This window comes from Streptomyces sp. TP-A0874 (genome assembly GCF_001748085.1).
Taxonomy (GTDB): Bacteria; Actinomycetota; Actinomycetes; order Streptomycetales; family Streptomycetaceae; genus Streptomyces.
Map to the genome: position 1 here is coordinate 286,244 of NZ_BBZK01000008.1, position 17,889 is coordinate 304,132.

Consider the following 17,889-nt stretch of genomic DNA (forward strand, 5'->3'; position numbering starts at 1 on the left):
CGGCGGCCGGCCTCCCCGGGGTCAGACCCGGGGGAGCGACTCCGTCTCGATGCCGCCCTCGATGGCCAGGATCCGATGCAGTCGGGTGGCGACCAGCAGCCGTTGCATCTGGGCGGGTACCCCTCGGAGTACCAACCGTCGGTTGACCCGGCCCGCCCTGCGGTGGACCCCCATGATGACGCCCAGCCCGGTGGCGTCCCAGGAGTCGAGTCCGGTCAGGTCGAGCACGAGGTCGCCGTCTCCGGAGTCCACCGCGGTGTGCAGGGCCGTACGGGCGTCCGCCGCGCTGTGGACGTCGAGGCGGCCCCCGACGACCAGCTCGGAGTGGTCGCCCCTGATGTGCATGTGTGCTCCCGGATCTGCTGCGTTCGTATGGTCAAGGTCTACAGAACTGACTGCCTCTCGCACGGCAAAGTGGCCGCCTGTGAGCGAACCGATACCGAAATCATCCCTGGGAGTGAACCTTCGGGGATGACAGACATCAGTGCCGATAAAAGCCCTGTCCGCTCTTCCGGCCGATGTCGCCCGCGTCGACCATGCGCCGCATGCTCTCCGGCGGAGCGAACTTCTCGTCCTGCGACTCGGTGTAGATGTTGCCGGTGGCGTGCAGCAGGATGTCCACACCGGTGAGGTCGGCGGTGGCCAGCGGCCCCATGGCGTGTCCGAAGCCGAGACGGCAGGCGGTGTCGATGTCCTCGGCGGTGGCCACCCCCGACTCGTGCAGCTTCACCGCCTCGACGACGAGCGCCGAGATGAGCCGCGTGGTGACGAACCCGGCCACGTCGCGGTTGACCACGATGCAGGTCTTGCCGGTGCTCTCGGCGAACTCCCGGGCACTGGCCAGGGTTTCGTCACTGGTCTTGTAGCCGCGCACCAGCTCGCAGAGCGCCATCATCGGGACCGGCGAGAAGAAGTGCGTGCCGACCACGCTCTCCGGCCGCTCGGTCACCGCGGCGATCTTGGTGATCGGAATGGCCGAGGTGTTGGACGCCAGCACCGCGCCGTCCTTGGCGAGGCCGTCGAGGGCCCGGAAGATCTCCTGCTTGACCTCGATCTTCTCGAAGACGGCCTCGACGACGACGTCGGCGTCCGCCACCGCTTCCAGCTCGGTGGTGGTGGTGATCCGCCCGAGCGCGGCCTCGGCGTCCGCTTCCGCCAGCTTCCCCTTCGACACGAACTTGTCGTACGAGGCCTTGATGCCGTCCATGCCCCGGGAGAGCGCCTCGTCGGTGATGTCGCGGAGGACGACGTCCCAGCCCGCCTGAGCCGAGACCTGGGCGATACCGGACCCCATGAGTCCGGCTCCGATGACGGCGAGCTTCCTGGCCAATGCACTCCCCTTACGCGCTGTTCATGTCTGTTACGCGGACCTTAGTGCCCCGGCGCGCCCAGGAGAACGAGAAGAGATGCGCGTCACGTCTCACATGACGGACATCACATCGGGTTCGCCGTCTCCCGCCGTCGGCAACGGAGTTGAGGCCCCGTCCGGCTGCGGTGCAGGCCGCGGAGGACGCCGGCCGCCCCGCCCGGAGACCCCGGGGACGGCGCCGCGGTGGAGGTCCGGAGGGTCCGCCTGGGAGCGGGAGCCACCCCGTAAGCTCCGGGCATGGTCAACCTGACGCGCATCTACACCCGCACCGGTGATGACGGCACCACCGCTCTGGGCGACATGAGCCGCACCGCCAAGACCGACCTGCGGATCGCCGCCTACGCCGACGCCAACGAGGCCAATGCGGTCATCGGCACGGCGATCGCGCTGGGCTCGCTCTCCGAGGAGGTGGTCAAGGTCCTCACCCGAGTGCAGAACGACCTGTTCGATGTCGGCGCGGATCTGGCCACACCGGTGGTCGAGAACCCGGAGTACCCACCGCTCCGCGTCGAGCAGTCCTATGTCGACAAGCTGGAGGCGGACTGCGACCGCTTCCTGAAGGGCCTGGAGAAGCTCCGCAGCTTCATCCTGCCGGGCGGCACCGCCGGGGCCGCGCTGCTCCACCAGGCCTGCACCGTGGTCCGCCGAGCGGAGCGCTCGACCTGGGCAGCGCTGGAGGAGCACGGGGAGACCATGAACGCGCTCACCGCGACCTACCTCAACCGCCTCTCCGACCTGCTGTTCATCCTCGCCAGGACGGCGAACCGAGAGCTCGGGGACGTCCTCTGGGTACCGGGCGGAGAACGCTGACCCCCACCACCGGGCTGATCTCCGCGGAAGCGCCCGGGGCGCCGGCCGGCAGCCACGGCCGGCGCCTCCCCGACTGGGGCAAGCCGGACGCACTCGGACCCGGCGCGGGGCGTCCCTCACTCGACGGCCCGCGCACTCCGGACTCCGGGGACACGGGCACCGTGACCGGCTCGGACACCTCGGCCGCATCGGCCTGGAGGCTCCGTTCCCGAGGCTCTGCCGGCCTCAGGCCACGTTGACCCGCTGGCCGGGAGGTGCGGCTTCCAACCAGGCGAGGAAGCCGGTCAGCGCGTCCTCGCTCATCGCCAGTTCCAGTCGGGTGGAGCGGTGCAGACACCCGAGCACCACCGAGTCCGAGAGCAGCGCCAGCTCCTCCTCGCCACGCGGGGTACGCCGGGCGAGCACCTCGATCTCGGAGCGTTCCAGGATGCGCCTGGGGCGGGGCGCATAGGAGAAGATCCGGAACCACTCGACCTGGTCACCGTTGTAGCGGGCCACGCCGTAGGCCCAGCCCTTGCCGTTCGCCTCGGCTTCTTCGGCGGTCACGTCCCAGCGCACACTGCAGTCAAACGTTCCGCCTGACCGCTGGATCAGTCGCCTCCGCAGACCGAAGACGAAGAGCCCCAACAGCACCAGCGCGACGAACGCGCCGCTCACCCCCAGAGCGAGGGCCATCCGCACCGACCTCCTCGCCTTGTCTCCGGGACCAGTATGACCTCTTGCACTACCTCAGCCGCGGACCCTCCCGGAGTTTTCCGGGCAGTCCGCGGCTGAGGTGCGTATGTGTCGCCGGGCGTGATCAGCCACCGCCGATGGCAGCGGCCAGTCGTACCTCCGCGCGCCGCTCGGCGGCCTTGTTCGTCTCCGACTTCGCGATCTCCAGCGCCCGCTCGGCGCGCGCGACGTCGATCTCCTCGGAGAGTTCCGCGACCTCGGCGAGCAGCGAGAGCTTGTCATCGGCGAAGGAGATGAAGCCGCCGTGCACCGCGGCGACGACCGTGCCGCCGTCGCTCGTGCGGATGTTCACCGGGCCGGACTCCAACACACCGAGCAGCGGCTGGTGGCCGGGCATGACGCCGATGTCACCCGAGGTGGTGCGCGCGACGACAAGGGTGGCCTCGCCGGACCAGACACTGCGGTCCGCGGCGACCAGCTCGACGTGCAGCTCAGCAGCCAACGTGGCTCCTCGGTTCTTACCTGCCGTGGCAGGTGTCCGGAAAGGGACTGTGGATTAAAGAATAGCGAGTTCGCACCTCGCTCGGTGACCGGGGGCGAGGACCGCCCCCGGTCACCGGGTGCGTCAGGAGACGCCGAGCTCCTTGGCCTTGGCCTTGAGGTCGTCCAGGCCACCGCACATGAAGAACGCCTGCTCCGGGAAGTGGTCGTACTCGCCGTCGGCGATCGCGTTGAACGCCGCGATCGACTCGTCCAGCGGGACGTCCGACCCGTCCAGACCGGTGAACTGCTTCGCCGCGTGGGTGTTCTGCGACAGGAAGCGCTCGATCCGCCGGGCGCGGTTCACGGTGAGCTTGTCCTCCTCACCGAGCTCGTCCATACCGAGGATGGCGATGATGTCCTGGAGGTCCTTGTACTTCTGCAGGATGCCCTTGACGCGCATGGCGCAGTCGTAGTGCTCCTGCGAGATGTACCGCGGGTCCAGGATCCGGGAGGTGGAGTCCAGCGGGTCCACCGCCGGGTAGATGCCCTTCTCGGAGATCGGCCGGGAGAGCACCGTGGTGGCGTCCAGGTGGGCGAAGGTGGTCGCCGGCGCCGGGTCGGTGAGGTCGTCCGCGGGCACGTAGATCGCCTGCATCGAGGTGATCGAGTGGCCACGGGTGGAGGTGATGCGCTCCTGGAGGAGGCCCATCTCGTCCGCGAGGTTCGGCTGGTAGCCCACCGCGGAGGGCATCCGGCCGAGCAGCGTGGAGACCTCGGAACCGGCCTGGGTGAAGCGGAAGATGTTGTCGATGAAGAACAGCACGTCCTGCTTCTGCACATCGCGGAAGTACTCCGCCATGGTCAGACCGGCCAGCGCGACCCGCAGACGGGTGCCCGGAGGCTCGTCCATCTGGCCGAAGACGAGCGCGGTCTGCGGCAGCACGCCGGACTCGGCCATCTCCTCGATGAGGTCGTTGCCCTCACGGGTGCGCTCACCGACACCGGCGAACACGGAGACGCCCTCGTGCAGCTTGGCCACACGCATGATCATCTCCTGGATGAGGACGGTCTTGCCCACACCCGCGCCACCGAACAGGCCGATCTTTCCACCCTTGACGTACGGGGTGAGGAGGTCGACGACCTTCAGGCCGGTCTCGAACATCTCGGTCTTGGACTCGAGCTGGTCGAAGTCGGGGGCCTTGCGGTGGATCGGCCACCGCTCGGTGACCTCGGACTCGGCCTCCGGCTCGTTCAGGATGTGGCCCAGGGTGTTGAACACCCGGCCCTTGGTCACATCGCCGACGGGCACGGTGATGCCCTCACCGGTGTCCGTCACCGAGGCCTGGCGGACCAGGCCGTCGGTCGGCTCCATGGAGATCGCGCGGACCAGCCCCTCACCGAGGTGCTGGGCGACCTCGAGGGTCAGGGTCTTCAGTTCGCCGTCCGCCGACGGGTCGGCGACCTGCACGGTCAGCGCGTTGTAGATCTCCGGCATGGCGTCGACGGGGAACTCCACGTCGACGACCGGGCCGATGACCCGTGCCACGCGGCCGGTCGCGACCGTCTCAACAGTGGTGGTCATGGTTATCGGTCACTCCCCGCAGAAGCGTCGGCCAGTGCGCTCGCGCCACCGACGATCTCGCTGATTTCCTGGGTGATGTCGGCCTGTCGGGCCGCGTTGGCTAGCCGCGTCAGCGACTTGATGAGCTCCTCGGCGTTGTCGGTCGCCGACTTCATCGCACGGCGGGTGGCCGCGTGCTTCGACGCCGCCGCCTGGAGCAGTGCGTTGTAGATGCGGCTCTCGACGTACCGCGGCAGCAGCGCGTCCAGCACATCCTCGGCCGATGGCTCGAACTCGTAGAGCGGGAGGACCTCCGAGCCCTTCTCGAGTTTCGCGCCCTCTGCGGCCACGGCGTCCTCGGTGAGCGGCAGCATCCGGCGCTCCACCGGCGACTGCGTCATCATCGAGACGAACTCGGTGTAGACGATGTACAGCTCGTCGACGCCGCCCTCGGTCTCGGTGTCCCGGGTGATCGCCTCGATCAGCGGAGCCGCGACCTGCTTCGCGTCCGCGTACTCCGGGCTGTCCGAGAAGCCGATCCAGCTCTTCTCGACCGGGCGCTGCCGGAAGTCGTAGTACGTCACGCCCTTGCGGCCGATGACGTGGTGGACGACTTCCTTGCCCTCGCCGGCCAGCCGGTTGGTGAGCGCCTCCGCGGCCTTGATGGCGTTGGAGTTGTAGCCGCCGGCCAGACCCCGGTCGCTGGTGATCAGGAGCACCGCGGCGCGCTTGGGGTTCTCGGCCTCCTTGAGCAGGCGGTGCTCGGTCTGGGCACCGGACGCGACGGCGGTCACCGCGCGGGTGAGCTCCTTCGCGTACGGCTCGGAGGCGGCCACCTTGCGCTGCGCCTTGACGATGCGCGAGGCGGCGATCATCTCCATCGCCCTGGTGATCTTCTTGGTCGCAGTGACGGATTTGATCCGCCGCTTGTAGACCCTGGTCTGGGCACCCATGCTCAGGCCTCGCCCAGCAGCTTGCCGTCCGAGGTCTCGAACTGCTTCTTGAAGGTCTCCACCGCGTCACCGAGCGCCGTGAGGGTGTCGTCGGACATCTTGCCGCCCTCGACGATGCTGGTCATCAGGCCCTTGTGCTCGCGGTGGAGGTAGTCCAGCAGCTCCCGCTCGAAGCGACGGATGTCCTCGACCGGCACGTCGTCCATCTTGCCGGTGGTGCCGGCCCAGATGGAGACGACCTCGTCCTCGGTGGAGAACGGCGCGTACTGGCCCTGCTTGAGCAGCTCCACCATGCGCTGTCCACGGGCGAGCGCCGCCTTGGAGGCGTCGTCCAGGTCGGAACCGAAGGCGGCGAACGCCTCCAGCTCACGGAACTGCGCGAGGTCGACCCGGAGCCGCCCGGAGACCTGCTTCATCGCCTTGTGCTGGGCCGAACCGCCGACTCGGGAGACGGAGATACCGACGTTCAGCGCCGGCCGCTGACCAGCGTTGAACAGGTCCGACTCCAGGAAGCACTGGCCGTCGGTGATGGAGATGACGTTGGTCGGAATGAACGCCGAGACGTCGTTCGCCTTGGTCTCGACGATCGGCAGGCCGGTCATCGAGCCCTTGCCCAGTTCGTCGGAGAGCTTGGCGCAGCGCTCCAGCAGCCGGGAGTGCAGGTAGAAGACGTCACCCGGGTAGGCCTCACGGCCCGGCGGGCGGCGTAGCAGCAGGGAGACGGCGCGGTAGGCGTCGGCCTGCTTCGAGAGGTCGTCGAAGACGATCAGGACGTGCTTGCCCTGGTACATCCAGTGCTGGCCGATGGCGGAGCCGGTGTAGGGGGCCAGGTACTTGAAGCCCGCCGGGTCGGACGCCGGAGCGGCGACGATGGTGGTGTACTCCAGCGCACCGGCCTCCTCCAGGGCGCCGCGCACCGAGGCGATGGTGGAGCCCTTCTGGCCGACGGCGACGTAGATGCAGCGGACCTGCTTCTCCGGGTCGCCCGAGCGCCAGTTGTCGCGCTGGTTGATGATGGTGTCGACGCAGAGAGCGGTCTTGCCGGTCTGCCGGTCGCCGATGATCAGCTGGCGCTGTCCGCGGCCGATCGGGGTCATCGCGTCGACGGCCTTGTAGCCGGTCTCCATCGGCTCGTGCACCGACTTGCGCTGCATCACCGTGGGAGCCTGCAGCTCCAGGGCGCGGCGGCCCTCCGACTCGATCTCGCCGAGGCCGTCGATCGGGCTGCCCAGCGGGTCCACGACCCGGCCGAGGTATCCCTCGCCGACCGGGACGGAGAGGACCTCGCCGGTGCGGTTGACCGACTGCCCCTCCTCGATCCCGCTGAACTCGCCGAGGACGACCGCACCGATCTCGCGCTCCTCGAGGTTGAGGGCGAGGCCGAGGGTGCCGTCCTCGAACTTCAGCAGCTCGTTCGCCATGGTCGAGGGCAGTCCCTCGATCTTCGCGATGCCGTCGCCGGCAACGCTGACCGTACCGACCTCCTCGCGCGAGGCCGCGTCCGGCTCGTACGCCTGGACGAAGTTCTCCAGCGCGTCCCGGATCTCCTCCGGCCGGATCGTGAGCTCCGCCATCTGGGTTCCCTGCTCTCCTTGTTGGGCCCGAAGTGTTCTCTGGGGGTTACGGGGGTCGCCCCCCGAGATGTCACAGCGGCTACGGCCCAACGCGGGCCGCGAAACTGCTTCTTCTGTTGCTGGCCGGTCAGCCGGTCATCCGCCGGGTCGCCCTGTCCAGGCGGTCCGCGACGGTCCCGTTGATGACCTCGTCACCGATGCGCACCGAGACCCCGCCGAGGACCGCCGGGTCCACGTCGAGGTTCAGGTGGACCTGCCGGCCGTAGAGCCGGGCCAGGCCCGCACCGAGACGCTCTTTCTGCTGGTCGCTGAGGGGCACCGCCGAGGTGACCACGGCCACCACCCGGTTCCGACGCGCTGCGGACAGCTTGGTGAGGGCGTCCAGCCCTCCTTCAAGACTACGTCCACGCGGCTGTGCGACAAGGCGCACCACCAGACGCTCGGTGACCGGCGAGGTCCGCCCGTTCAGCAGCCTGTTCAGTAGTTCGGCCTTGGCCGCTTCGCCGGCGCGCTGGTCGGTCAGGGCGGAACGCAGCTCCGGCGAGGAGGAGACGATCCGGCTGAACCGGAACAGCTCGTCCTCGACGTCGTCCAGCGTGCCCGCCCGCTCGGCCGCGATGAGGTCGGCGGTGTCCGCCAGCTCCTCGATCCCGTCCACCAGGTCGCGCGAGCTCGACCAGCGGGACCGGACCATGCCGGAGACGAGATCGGAGGTCTCGCCGCCGACCTGGCCGCCCAGCAGACGCTGGGCCAGTTCCGCCTTGCGGGTGCCCGACTGCGCCGGGTCGGTGAGGACCCGACGCAGGGACACCTCACGGTCGAGCAGGCTCGTGACGGCGGCCAGCTCCTCGGCGAGCTTCGCGGGGTCGACGGACGTGCTGTCCGTCAGCGCCTCGAGACGCTCGCGCGCGGAGGCCAGTGCCTCGCGGCTCGCTCCGTTCATCGGCTGGCCTCGGCCTTCGTCGCGCCGTCGTCCTCGTTGTCGAGCTGGTCGAGGAAGCGGTCGATCACACGGCTCTGCCGGGCCTGGTCCTCGAGGGACTCCCCGACGACCTTGCTGGCCAGGTCGGTGGCGAGCTTGCCCACGTCCTGGCGCAGCAGGCGCGCGGCCTGCTTGCGGTCGATCTCGACCTGGGCGTGGCCGGCGGCGATGATCTCCTCACGCTGCCGCTGGCCCTCGGCGCGCATCTCGGCGATCAGCGCGGCGCCCTGCTCCTGCGCCTCCTGGCGCAGGCGCGCGGCCTCGTGCCGCGCCTCGGCGAGCTGGGCCTTGTACTGCTCCAGCACGCTCTCGGCCTCGGCCTGGGCGGCCTCGGCGCGCTCGATCCCGCCCTCGATGGCATCCGTGCGGTCCGCCAGCGCCTTCTGGGCCTTGGGAAGCACGAGCTTCCACAGGACGCCGAAGAGGATGACGAAGCAGACGGCGCCCCAGAAAAGGTCTGGTCCGGCCGGGAAGAGGATCTCAAGACCCTCAGGCGTCTTCGCGGCCAGCGGTGTCGTCGTCATCATCGTGATCACTTGAAGAGGAAGCCGGCGACAAGGCCGATCAGGGCGAGAACCTCGATGAAGGCGAGACCGAGGAACATGGTGCTGCGGAGCAGCGGGGCCGCCTCAGGCTGGCGGGCCATACCCTCGATGGTCTTGCCGACCATGATGCCGAGGCCGATGCCGGGGCCGATAGCCGCAAGGCCGTAACCGATGGCGTTGAGGTTACCCGAGACGGCGTTGGTCGCGGCAAGGATGTTGCTCACTGTGTTTCCTTCCATGGTGTGGCGTGACGACGGGGAGTTGCCGCCACGTCGGGTCAGTCCGCGAGGTCAGTGTTCGTGGCCGATCGCCATGTTGATGTACATCGCGGTGAGCAGCGTGAAGATGTATGCCTGCAGCGCTGCGACGAAGAGTTCGAAGCCGGTGAAGAGAAGGCCCATCACCGCGGATCCCGCACCGGCGACGGGGAGCAGCCCCTCGCCGTGCAGCAGCAGGTACGAGGCGCCGCTGAAGAACAGGACGAGCAGGATGTGCCCGGCCATCATGTTGGCCATCAGTCGCAGCATCAGCGAGAACGGCCGGATGATCAGCGCCTGGAGGGCCTCCAGGAGGATCACCACCGGCGCGAGCAGCTTGGGGACGCCCGGTACGACGGTCTGCACCTTGATGTAGCCGAAGACGCCGTGCTCGCGGATGCCCTGCACGTGGTAGATCAGCCAGGTCAGCATGGCGAGCAGGAACGGGAGCCCGATCGTGGAGCTCGCCGCGATGTCCACACCGGGCGTGATGGCGAGGACGTTGGCGCCGAGGACGAAGAAGAAGAGGGTCACCAGGTACGGGAGGTACCGGTTCCCCTCCTTCTTGCCCAGGCTCTCCGAGGCGACCGTGTTGCGGACGAAGTCGATGGCGACTTCAGCCACGTTCTGCCCGCCGCGCGGCACGCGCTGCGGGTTGCGCATGGCGATGGCGAACAGCGCCGCGATCAGCAGCGTCATCAGCACGAGGGCGATGCGGATACGAGTAAGCTCGAAGATCGTTCCCTCGAACAGCACCGCGTCGGGGAAGAAATCGGCGATGGACGGCGCGTGGAAGCCGCCGCCGTTGTCCGCTGCGAGCGGCGTTTGGGTCAGCGCATGCGCGTTCAGCGTTTGCTCCAGATTTGAAGGGCCGAAGGTAGCTTCAGCTGCAGCCGTACATGACAAACAGGGTTGGTCGCACGCCGGTGTAACCGGCAGCCGGTCCGATCAGGAAGTCGTGCCTCCGGCGCGCTGCCATGTCGGAGCCCGGCGCTTCCACGCCCGGCATGTCCGGCCCGGACCGACGATGAGGGGTCAGTCCCTGAGAGCTGCCGTTCCGGCCCGCCCAGCAACTGCTTTCCGCCCCACGAATATACCAACGCTTTACTTTACCCGTCACCGCCCCCCTCCCCCGGAGTCGCCGCCCTGCTCAGCCCGGATCTCGACGTAGGCGAGACGGGAGCGGAACAGTACGGACGCCTCCAAGCCGAGGAAGCCGAAGGTGCCCACCAGGAACGCGCCGAAGAACATCCAGCGGGAGAAGTCCTGCCCCTGGAGCACCCAGAGCACGATGACAAGAAGAATGATCTTGACCAACCAAGAACCCAGGACAGCGGCTCCCAGCTGCTGCGGGGCCAGTCGCGCGGTCACCAGACCGACGACGGCGGTGACGCCGAGGAACCCCACGGGTACGGCGATGCCCAGCAGACCACCCGCCAACCCGGCCCCGCCGTCCACTCCGTAGCCGATGGCGCCCGCCAACACCGCGGCCGCGAGAGCGCCGAGGAGACCGATCCGCAGCACCTTGAGCATGGCTTCGCTCACGGTCACGGCTCGGCCCGGCACGCTACGCTGCGTGGCTTGGGACATGGCGTCTCCGAGGACGTCGTGGTTCTTGGGCGAGTGTGCGAGGACGCCCCGAGGGTGCTGGTCCGGATCACCGTGGACGGATGGTCGACCGCTGACGGTGACTCGGGTAGGAGCTCCCCTCCGGCGCTTGTGCAAGGTATCACAAGGGTTCACGCGTCCGGCCCACTGGCTCTATGCCCCATATCACATAGCAGCGCAAAGCGGGCCTAAGTTCGCTCTCTTTCACCCTACATGGCTGTTCTCAGCCTACGTGGCTGCGCTGCTCACGCCCTGACTTCGCTGCTCTGCTGCCCAACGCGTGCGCCCCGTTGGCGCTCCGGGGCGCACTCCGCGGGGAGCCACTCTCCCCTGTGCTCCGAACGCCGGCCGCACCACCCTCACCGGCCCCCTCGGCCGCTTCCCCCGAGTCCATCGCCGGCGCTCCGGCCGGACGCCGGTACCGGGGCGGCACCAGGGAGTACGCCCAGTGCGGAACGCGTGGGGTGAAGCGCGGCAGCAGCAGCATGAACAGGCCCACCGCACTGAGCGCCAGGATCACTACCAGCACCAGCAGCGCACTGCCGGAGTTGACCGAGTAGGCGACCGCACCGAAGGCGATCAGCGCCGACCAGAAGTACATGATCAGCACGGCGCGGCTGTGCGAGTGCCCGATCTCCAGCAGTCGGTGGTGGAGGTGGCCACGGTCGGCAGCGAACGGCGACTGGCCGTTCCAGGTGCGCCGCACCACGGCCAGGACGAGGTCCGCGACCGGCACCGCGATGATGCTGAGCGGCAGCAGCAGGGGGATGTAGACCGGCACCGTGGCCTTGACCGCCGCGCTCTCGGAGCCGGCGAAGACCTGCAGCGCGTCAGGGTCCACCTGCCCGGTGATGGAGATCGCTCCGGCGGCCAGCACCAGTCCGATCAGCATCGAGCCCGAGTCGCCCATGAAGATCCGCGCGGGGTGCATGTTGTGCGGCAGGAAGCCCAGGCACATGCCCATCAGGATGACCGCGAAGAGGGTGGCGGGGGCGGCCGCCTCCACGCCGTAGCCGTACCAGACGCGGTAGGAGTACATGAAGAACGCCAGCGCGGCGATGCAGACCATGCCCGCGGCCAGCCCGTCCAGGCCGTCGACGAAGTTCACCGCGTTGATGGTGATCAGCACCAGCGCCACGGTCAGCAGGGTGCCCTGCACCGGCGTCAGCGAGACCGACCCCACCCCGGGCACCGGGATCCAGAGGATCGTCAGCCCCTGCATCACCATCACACCGGCGGCGATCATCTGCCCGCCGAGCTTCAGCAGGGCGTCCACGCCCCACTTGTCGTCGAGCACCCCGAGCAGCCAGATCAGTCCGGCACCGGAGAGGAGCGCCCGCGGCTCGTTGGAGAGTTCGAAGACCTTGCCCACGTTGAACAGGTGCGCGGCGACCAGCAGGCCGGCGCAGAGCCCGCCGAACATCGCGATGCCGCCGAGACGCGGGGTCGGCTCGCGGTGGACGTCTCGCGCCCGGATCGCCGGCATCGCGCCCGCCGCGATCGCGAACTTCCGCACCGGTCCGGTCAGCAGGTAGGTGACCGCTGCCGTGACGCAGAGCGTCAGCAGGTATTCACGCACGCCAGTTCCTCGGAGGTATCGCCGGCCATCACACAAACACCCTAGCCCTCCCGGCGGTGAGGGCTCTGTGTGGAAGCACCCCGGCCCCGGGTGTCCTACCGCTGCTCACGCCCCTGGGACGTACGGGTACCGGGGATGGTTGCACACTGTGCGACCGGGCGGCGACGCGGCTCTCATTCCCGGCCGTCGATCCCGGTGAGCGCGGTGACCACCGGATCGAGGGCCTGCTGGATCTCCGCCCCGATGCTGCGGAAGTAGGTGATCGGCGCGCCGTAGGGGTCGTGCACCTCGTCGGCGTCCGGGCTGGGGGCCAGCAGCCAGCCGCGGAGCGCGGCCGCGGCGCGGACCAGCGCCCGGGCCCGGACGACCACCGCCCCCTCCGGCTCGGGGTCCGGCAGGGTGGCCGGGTCTATGGCCCGCACGAGTCGGGTGAACTCCTTGAGCGTGAAGGTGCGCAGCCCCGCGGAGTGCCCCATGGAGATCACCTGGGCCCGGTGGTCCCGGGTGGCGGTGAGGACGAGGTCGGCGCGTATCACGTGCTCGTCGAGGAGTTCACGGCCGACGAAGCCCGCCGGGTCGGCGCCGAGGTCGGTGAGGACCGCGGCGGCGTGTGTCTCCATCGGGGCGCCCTCGTGTCCCCAGGTGCCCGCGCTCTCCACGAGCACGGCGTCGGCACGGGCCGGCCCCAGGCGCTCGGCCAGGGCGTGCCGGGTCAGCCGCTCGGTGATCGGCGAGCGGCAGACGTTGCCGGTGCTGACGTGGAGGATGCGGAAGGTGTCGTCCGGCCCCTGGCCGTCGTTCTCCTGGACCGCCGTCCCACGCGCCTGCAGGTCCCTCAACTGGCCTCCTCGAGGTCTGGTACGACCTCGCGGAGCTGCTCGGCCGAGAGCGCCCCGGCGCGGAGCAACACCGGTGTGCTGCCGGTGACATCGACGATCGAGGACGGCTCGGGGGTGGGGGTGGGGCCGCCGTCCAGGTAGACGGAGACGGAGTCGCCCAGCATGTCCTGGGCCGCGTCGCAGTCCTGCGGGGAGGGGTGGCCGGTGAGGTTGGCGCTGGAGACGGCCATCGGGCCGACCTCGGTCAGCAGCTCGATGGCGACCGGGTGCAGCGGCATCCGCACCCCCACGGTCCCCCTGGTCTCCCCCAGGTCCCACTGGAGTGAGGGCTGGTGGCGGGCGATCAGGGTGAGGGCTCCCGGCCAGAAGGCGTCCACGAGTTCCCAGGCCTGCTCCGAGAAGTCGGTGACCAGGCCGTGCAGCGTGTTGGGGGAGCCGATCAGCACGGGGGTGGGCATGTTCCGGCCGCGGCCCTTGGCCTCCAGCAGGTCGCCGACCGCCTCGCCGCTGAAGGCGTCCGCACCGATCCCGTAGACGGTGTCGGTGGGGAGGACCACCAGTTCGCCCCGGCGGACGGCTGATGCGGCCTCGCGCAGTCCGGTCTTGCGGTCGGTCGCATCGGTGCAGTCGTAACGCCGTGCCATCTACGGGCCTCCTTGTCGCGGGGCTCCTGCGTGATCATCGGGTGGGGGCCCGCCGTCGCGGCCAGGGCGGCGGAGCCGGCGGCCGCGGGAGCGCAGGGCGGTTCTCCGGCGGTCGTGGGATACCTGCGGGCGGTCACGGGGTGGCCCGCCGGGCGGTGGCGAACCTCGGTCTGTTGTTCAGATCGGGGTGGTCGGCGGCGTCGGCCCAGCCGCGCTCCTCGGCGAAGATCCACGGCACTTGGCCGCCCTGGGTGTCGGCGTGCTCGACGACCACGACGCCTCCCGGTCTGAGCAGCCGGTGCGCGGTCCGCTCAATGCCGCGGATGGTCTCCAGCCCGTCCGCACCGGAGAAGAGCGCCCGCTGCGGATCGTGGTCGCGGGCCTCCGGAGCGACGTTCTCCCACTCCCCGAGCGGGATGTACGGCGGGTTGGAGATGACGAGGTCGACCTGGCCGTCGAACTCGGGGAGGGCGCTGAACGCGTCGCCGTAGTGGAGGGTGACCCGGGAGCCCTCGACGTTCCGCCGTGCCCAGCGCAGTGCGTCCTCGTCCAACTCCACCGCGTGCACCTTGGACCTGGGCACCTCCTGGGCGAGGGCGAGGGCGATCGCCCCGGAGCCGGTGCACAGGTCGACGATCAGCGGTTCGACGACGTCCATGGCGCGCACCGCGTCTATCGCCCAGCCGACGACCGACTCCGTCTCCGGCCGGGGCACGAAGACGCCCGGTCCCACCTGGAGTTCCAGATAGCGGAAGAAGGCGCGGCCGGTGATGTGCTGGAGGGGTTCCCGGGCCTCCCGGCGGGCGACCGCCTCCCAGTAGCGGGCGTCGAAGTCGGCGTCGGCGACACCGTGCAGCTCACCGCGCTTGACCCCGTGTACGAAGGCGGCGAGCTCCTCCGCGTCGAAGCGCGGTGAGGGGACACCGGCGTCGGCCAGCCGCTGGGTGGCCTGGGCCACCTCGGCGAGCAGCAGGTTCACTGGAAGCCTCCGGATACGGCTTGCGCCATCGGGAGCCTGGGAACGGCCGGCGATGACGGTGTCGGTGACGATAACGACCCAAGGATGGCGGAAGGACGGCGGTGGCGACGGGGAACGGCGGAAAGCGGGCTCCCCGGCGCAGCGCCGGGGACGGTCGGTGGACGGCCTACTGGGCCGCGGCCAGTTTGGCAGCGGAGTCGGCGTCCACGCACGCCTGGATCACCGGATCCAGCTCGCCGTCGAGCACCTGGTCCAGGTTGTAGGCCTTGAAGCCGACCCGGTGGTCCGAGATGCGGTTCTCGGGGAAGTTGTAGGTCCGGATCCGCTCCGAGCGGTCGACCGTGCGCACCTGACTGCGGCGCGCGTCCGAGGCCTCCCGCTCGGCCTCCTCCTGGGCGGCCGCCAGCAGCCGGGAACGGAGGATGCGCAGCGCCTGCTCCTTGTTCTGGAGCTGGCTCTTCTCGTTCTGGCAGGAGACCACGATGCCGGTGGGCAGGTGGGTGATGCGCACCGCCGAGTCGGTGGTGTTGACCGACTGGCCGCCGGGTCCGGAGGAGCGGTAGACGTCGATCCGCAGGTCGTTGGGGCCGATCTCGACCTCGACCTCCTCCGCCTCGGGGGTGACGAGCACCCCGGCGGCCGAGGTGTGGATACGGCCCTGCGACTCGGTGGCGGGCACCCGCTGCACCCGGTGCACCCCGCCCTCGTACTTCAGCCGGGCCCAGACGCCCTGGCCGGGCTCGGTGGCGCCGTTGCCGCCCTTGGTCTTCACCGCGACCTGCACGTCCTTGTAGCCGCCCAGGTCGGACTCGTTGGCCTCGAGGATCTCGGCCTTCCAGCCGGCGCGTTCGGCATAGCGGAGGTACATCCGCAGCAGGTCTCCGGCGAACAGGGCGGACTCCTCGCCGCCCTCACCCGCTTTGACCTCGAGGATCACGTCCTTGTCGTCGCTGGGGTCGCGCGGTACCAGCAGGAGTCGCAGCTCCTCGGTGAGTTCCGCGCGCCGCGCCTCCAGTTCCTTGACCTCTTCGGCGAAGTCGGGGTCGTCCGCGGCGAGTTCACGCGCCGCCTCGATGTCCTCCCCGGTCCGCTTCCAACCACGGTAAGTCGTGACGATCGGGGTCAGTTCCGCGTAGCGCTTGTTGAGCCGGAGCGCTTCGCGCTGGTCGGCGTGGACCGCTGGGTCGGCGAGCCGTTTCTCAAGCTCTGCGTGCTCGCCGATGAGTTCCTCGACCGCCTCGAACATCGGGACTCGTTCCTTGGGAGGTGTGGGCCGGTGGCCTGGTTGGGTGCGGCTGCCCGGGTGGGGCCCGGTGGACGACAAAGCGCCGGTCCGGCCGCCCCTGAGGTCGGGGCGGGCGGAGCCGGCGCCGTTCGGGTCGCTACTTCTGGGCGGACCCGGCCTTCTTGCCGAAGCGAGCCTCGAAGCGGGCCACGCGGCCACCGGTGTCGAGGATCTTCTGCTTGCCCGTGTAGAACGGGTGGCACTCCGAGCAGACCTCTGCGCGGATCGCGCCCTCGGTGACAGTGCTACGGGTGGTGAACGAGGCGCCACAGGTGCAGCTGACCTGGGTCTCCACGTACTCCGGGTGAATATCGCGCTTCAAGGGGATCTCCTAAGTTCGGGAGGGCACCGGGTCGTACGAGCGGGCTGCCCCTACGTGAACCGGCACCGGCGCACCAGTTTGCCAGTACTGGTCGTATCTCCCAAAACGGGGGTGCCGACGAATCTATTCCGGAGGTTTGCCCGCCCGGTCGGCCGGATCTCCGGCCCGTTCCGGTCCGGCCCCACCGCGGCCCACCTCACCCCCGACCACCCCTCCGGTCTCCTTCTCGGCCCGCTCACCGGCGGGGTGCCGGGTCGCGGAGGCGGGGATCGGCCGGTCGTGCCGGAGCGCGTCCCACACCTGCCGGGACTGCTTGGCCAGCGGCAGCACCCGGTTGGCGTCCTCGGGGTCGTACCGCACCGGCAGGGTGACCATCTCGGTGTTCCGGGCGTCGATGCCCTTCAACGTCCGGCCGAAGCCCAGCAGGTCCTCCACCGAGGCGAGCTCGGAGTCGGTGGTGAGCGTCTTGGTGGCGGTGGAGGCGAGTCCGTACATCCGGGCCGGGTCGCCGAACAGGTCGATCTGCTTGATCTGGCTGATCAGCGCCTTCATGAACGCCTGCTGCAGCCGGATCCGGCCGAGGTCGCTGCCGTCGCCCACGGAGTGCCGGGTCCGGACCAGGCCGAGGGCCTGTTCGCCGTCGAGCCGGTGGGTGCCGGGCTCCAGGTCGAGCCGGCTGTCCCGGTCGTTGATCGCCTGGTGCGTGGTGACCTTGACACCGCCGAGCTTGTCGATCAGTTTCTTGAATCCGGTGAAGTCCACCTCGAGGTAGTGGTCCATTCGGATGTCGGAGAGCGCTTCGACGGTCTTGACCGCGCAGACCGGTCCGCCCAGGCGGTATGCCTCGTTGAACATCACACCGCGGGCCGGCGGCGCGGTTCCGCCGCCCCTCTTCTCGCAGGAGGGCCGCTCGACGATCGTGTCCCGGGGGATGCTGACGACGCTGGCCCGCTTCCGGTCGGGGTAGACGTGGAGCACCATCGCGGTGTCCGAGCGGGCCCCGCTCTCGCCGTCGTGGCCGTAGGCTCCGTTGGCTCCGGCCCGGGAGTCGGATCCGAGGATGAGGATGTCCGTCGAGCCGTCGTCGGCGTCCTCGGGCCGGTCGGTGCCGAGAGCGCCGTTGATGTCGATGCCCTTGAGGTTGCCGTCCAGGCGGAACCAGAGGACCGCGAAACCGGCGCCGCCGATCAGCAGCAGCCCCGCGAGGACGCAGACCACGACGAGCACGGCCTTGCGCCGCGGGCCGCCCCTCCTCAGCGCACCGGAGCCGCCGGTGGCGGCACCGTCCTCCGACGGCCGATCCGGCCCTGGGTCGCTGCTCTCGTCCGTCATCGTTTCTCAGTCCTCGCCGCTTCCCAGTACCCCCTCCGGGCTCGACCAGACCTCGGAGCACTCGGACAGAGGCGGGACCGGTACCGCGCCGG

Annotated in this window: 20 protein-coding genes; 1 reads left to right on the forward strand and 19 read right to left on the reverse strand. The window is 69.5% G+C overall.

The window, feature by feature from the left end; translation table 11 throughout:
- Positions 1 to 21: 21 nt before the first annotated feature.
- Both BGP73_RS15680 and BGP73_RS15685 read right to left on the reverse strand, forming a co-directional pair.
- Entirely contained in the window at positions 22 to 345 is a 324-nt protein-coding gene (locus BGP73_RS15680; protein ID WP_069815239.1) for an STAS domain-containing protein, read from the reverse strand.
- Between the two features lie 136 nt (positions 346 to 481).
- The gene (locus BGP73_RS15685) at positions 482 to 1,330 is read right to left on the reverse strand and encodes a 3-hydroxyacyl-CoA dehydrogenase family protein (protein WP_069815241.1); all 849 of its coding nucleotides are present in this window, start codon (positions 1,328 to 1,330) and stop codon (positions 482 to 484) included.
- Positions 1,331 to 1,606: 276 nt separating this feature from the next.
- Here BGP73_RS15685 and BGP73_RS15690 point away from each other — a divergent pair, with 276 nt between their 5' ends.
- The gene (locus BGP73_RS15690; protein ID WP_069815243.1) at positions 1,607 to 2,179 is read left to right on the forward strand and encodes a cob(I)yrinic acid a,c-diamide adenosyltransferase; all 573 of its coding nucleotides are present in this window, start codon (positions 1,607 to 1,609) and stop codon (positions 2,177 to 2,179) included.
- Positions 2,180 to 2,404: 225 nt separating this feature from the next.
- Here the strand turns inward: BGP73_RS15690 and BGP73_RS15695 are convergent, their stop codons facing one another.
- The 17 genes from BGP73_RS15695 to BGP73_RS15775 form a co-directional block, all read right to left on the reverse strand.
- Entirely contained in the window at positions 2,405 to 2,854 is a 450-nt protein-coding gene (locus BGP73_RS15695) for a DUF2550 domain-containing protein (protein WP_069815244.1), read from the reverse strand.
- 124 nt (positions 2,855 to 2,978) lie between these two features.
- Positions 2,979 to 3,356 carry a F0F1 ATP synthase subunit epsilon gene (locus tag BGP73_RS15700; RefSeq protein ID WP_069815246.1) on the reverse strand — a complete coding sequence of 126 codons (378 nt, stop codon included), beginning with the start codon at positions 3,354 to 3,356 and terminating at the stop codon, positions 2,979 to 2,981.
- A gap of 123 nt (positions 3,357 to 3,479) precedes the next feature.
- The gene (gene atpD, locus BGP73_RS15705) at positions 3,480 to 4,919 is read right to left on the reverse strand and encodes a F0F1 ATP synthase subunit beta (RefSeq protein ID WP_069815249.1); all 1,440 of its coding nucleotides are present in this window, start codon (positions 4,917 to 4,919) and stop codon (positions 3,480 to 3,482) included.
- Positions 4,920 to 4,921: 2 nt separating this feature from the next.
- Entirely contained in the window at positions 4,922 to 5,851 is a 930-nt protein-coding gene (locus BGP73_RS15710) for a F0F1 ATP synthase subunit gamma (protein ID WP_069815259.1), read from the reverse strand.
- Positions 5,852 to 5,853: 2 nt separating this feature from the next.
- Positions 5,854 to 7,425, reverse strand: a complete 1,572-nt coding sequence (gene atpA / locus BGP73_RS15715) for a F0F1 ATP synthase subunit alpha (protein WP_069815261.1) — start codon at positions 7,423 to 7,425, stop codon at positions 5,854 to 5,856.
- 127 nt (positions 7,426 to 7,552) lie between these two features.
- Positions 7,553 to 8,368, reverse strand: a complete 816-nt coding sequence (locus BGP73_RS15720; protein ID WP_069815263.1) for a F0F1 ATP synthase subunit delta — start codon at positions 8,366 to 8,368, stop codon at positions 7,553 to 7,555.
- A complete protein-coding gene (locus BGP73_RS15725; RefSeq protein WP_079127570.1) occupies positions 8,365 to 8,934 on the reverse strand; it encodes a F0F1 ATP synthase subunit B in 570 nt (189 codons plus the stop codon). Before BGP73_RS15725 ends, BGP73_RS15720 begins: the two co-directional genes overlap by 4 nt.
- A gap of 5 nt (positions 8,935 to 8,939) precedes the next feature.
- Entirely contained in the window at positions 8,940 to 9,176 is a 237-nt protein-coding gene (locus BGP73_RS15730) for an ATP synthase F0 subunit C (protein ID WP_280138179.1), read from the reverse strand.
- A 66-nt stretch (positions 9,177 to 9,242) separates the two neighbouring features.
- Positions 9,243 to 9,965: a F0F1 ATP synthase subunit A gene (atpB, locus tag BGP73_RS15735; protein WP_069815267.1), complete on the reverse strand. Its 723-nt coding sequence runs from the start codon at positions 9,963 to 9,965 to the stop codon at positions 9,243 to 9,245.
- Positions 9,966 to 10,325: 360 nt separating this feature from the next.
- On the reverse strand, positions 10,326 to 10,760 hold the full coding sequence (locus BGP73_RS15740; RefSeq protein ID WP_139134571.1) for a hypothetical protein: 435 nt from the start codon (positions 10,758 to 10,760) through the stop codon (positions 10,326 to 10,328).
- A gap of 280 nt (positions 10,761 to 11,040) precedes the next feature.
- Positions 11,041 to 12,396, reverse strand: a complete 1,356-nt coding sequence (locus BGP73_RS15745; protein WP_069815271.1) for an MraY family glycosyltransferase — start codon at positions 12,394 to 12,396, stop codon at positions 11,041 to 11,043.
- A 173-nt stretch (positions 12,397 to 12,569) separates the two neighbouring features.
- Positions 12,570 to 13,226, reverse strand: a complete 657-nt coding sequence (locus BGP73_RS15750) for an arsenate reductase/protein-tyrosine-phosphatase family protein (protein WP_069815426.1) — start codon at positions 13,224 to 13,226, stop codon at positions 12,570 to 12,572.
- Between the two features lie 5 nt (positions 13,227 to 13,231).
- The gene (locus BGP73_RS15755) at positions 13,232 to 13,879 is read right to left on the reverse strand and encodes an L-threonylcarbamoyladenylate synthase (protein ID WP_069815273.1); all 648 of its coding nucleotides are present in this window, start codon (positions 13,877 to 13,879) and stop codon (positions 13,232 to 13,234) included.
- 133 nt (positions 13,880 to 14,012) lie between these two features.
- Complete coding sequence (prmC, locus tag BGP73_RS15760) at positions 14,013 to 14,858, reverse strand: peptide chain release factor N(5)-glutamine methyltransferase (RefSeq protein WP_069815275.1); 846 nt, start codon at positions 14,856 to 14,858, stop codon at positions 14,013 to 14,015.
- Positions 14,859 to 15,024: 166 nt separating this feature from the next.
- Positions 15,025 to 16,104: a peptide chain release factor 1 gene (gene prfA / locus BGP73_RS15765; RefSeq protein WP_069815277.1), complete on the reverse strand. Its 1,080-nt coding sequence runs from the start codon at positions 16,102 to 16,104 to the stop codon at positions 15,025 to 15,027.
- A gap of 136 nt (positions 16,105 to 16,240) precedes the next feature.
- Positions 16,241 to 16,465, reverse strand: a complete 225-nt coding sequence (gene rpmE, locus BGP73_RS15770) for a 50S ribosomal protein L31 (protein ID WP_069815279.1) — start codon at positions 16,463 to 16,465, stop codon at positions 16,241 to 16,243.
- A 123-nt stretch (positions 16,466 to 16,588) separates the two neighbouring features.
- Complete coding sequence (locus tag BGP73_RS15775) at positions 16,589 to 17,797, reverse strand: LCP family protein (RefSeq protein WP_079127556.1); 1,209 nt, start codon at positions 17,795 to 17,797, stop codon at positions 16,589 to 16,591.
- Between the last annotated feature and the right edge of the window lie 92 nt (positions 17,798 to 17,889).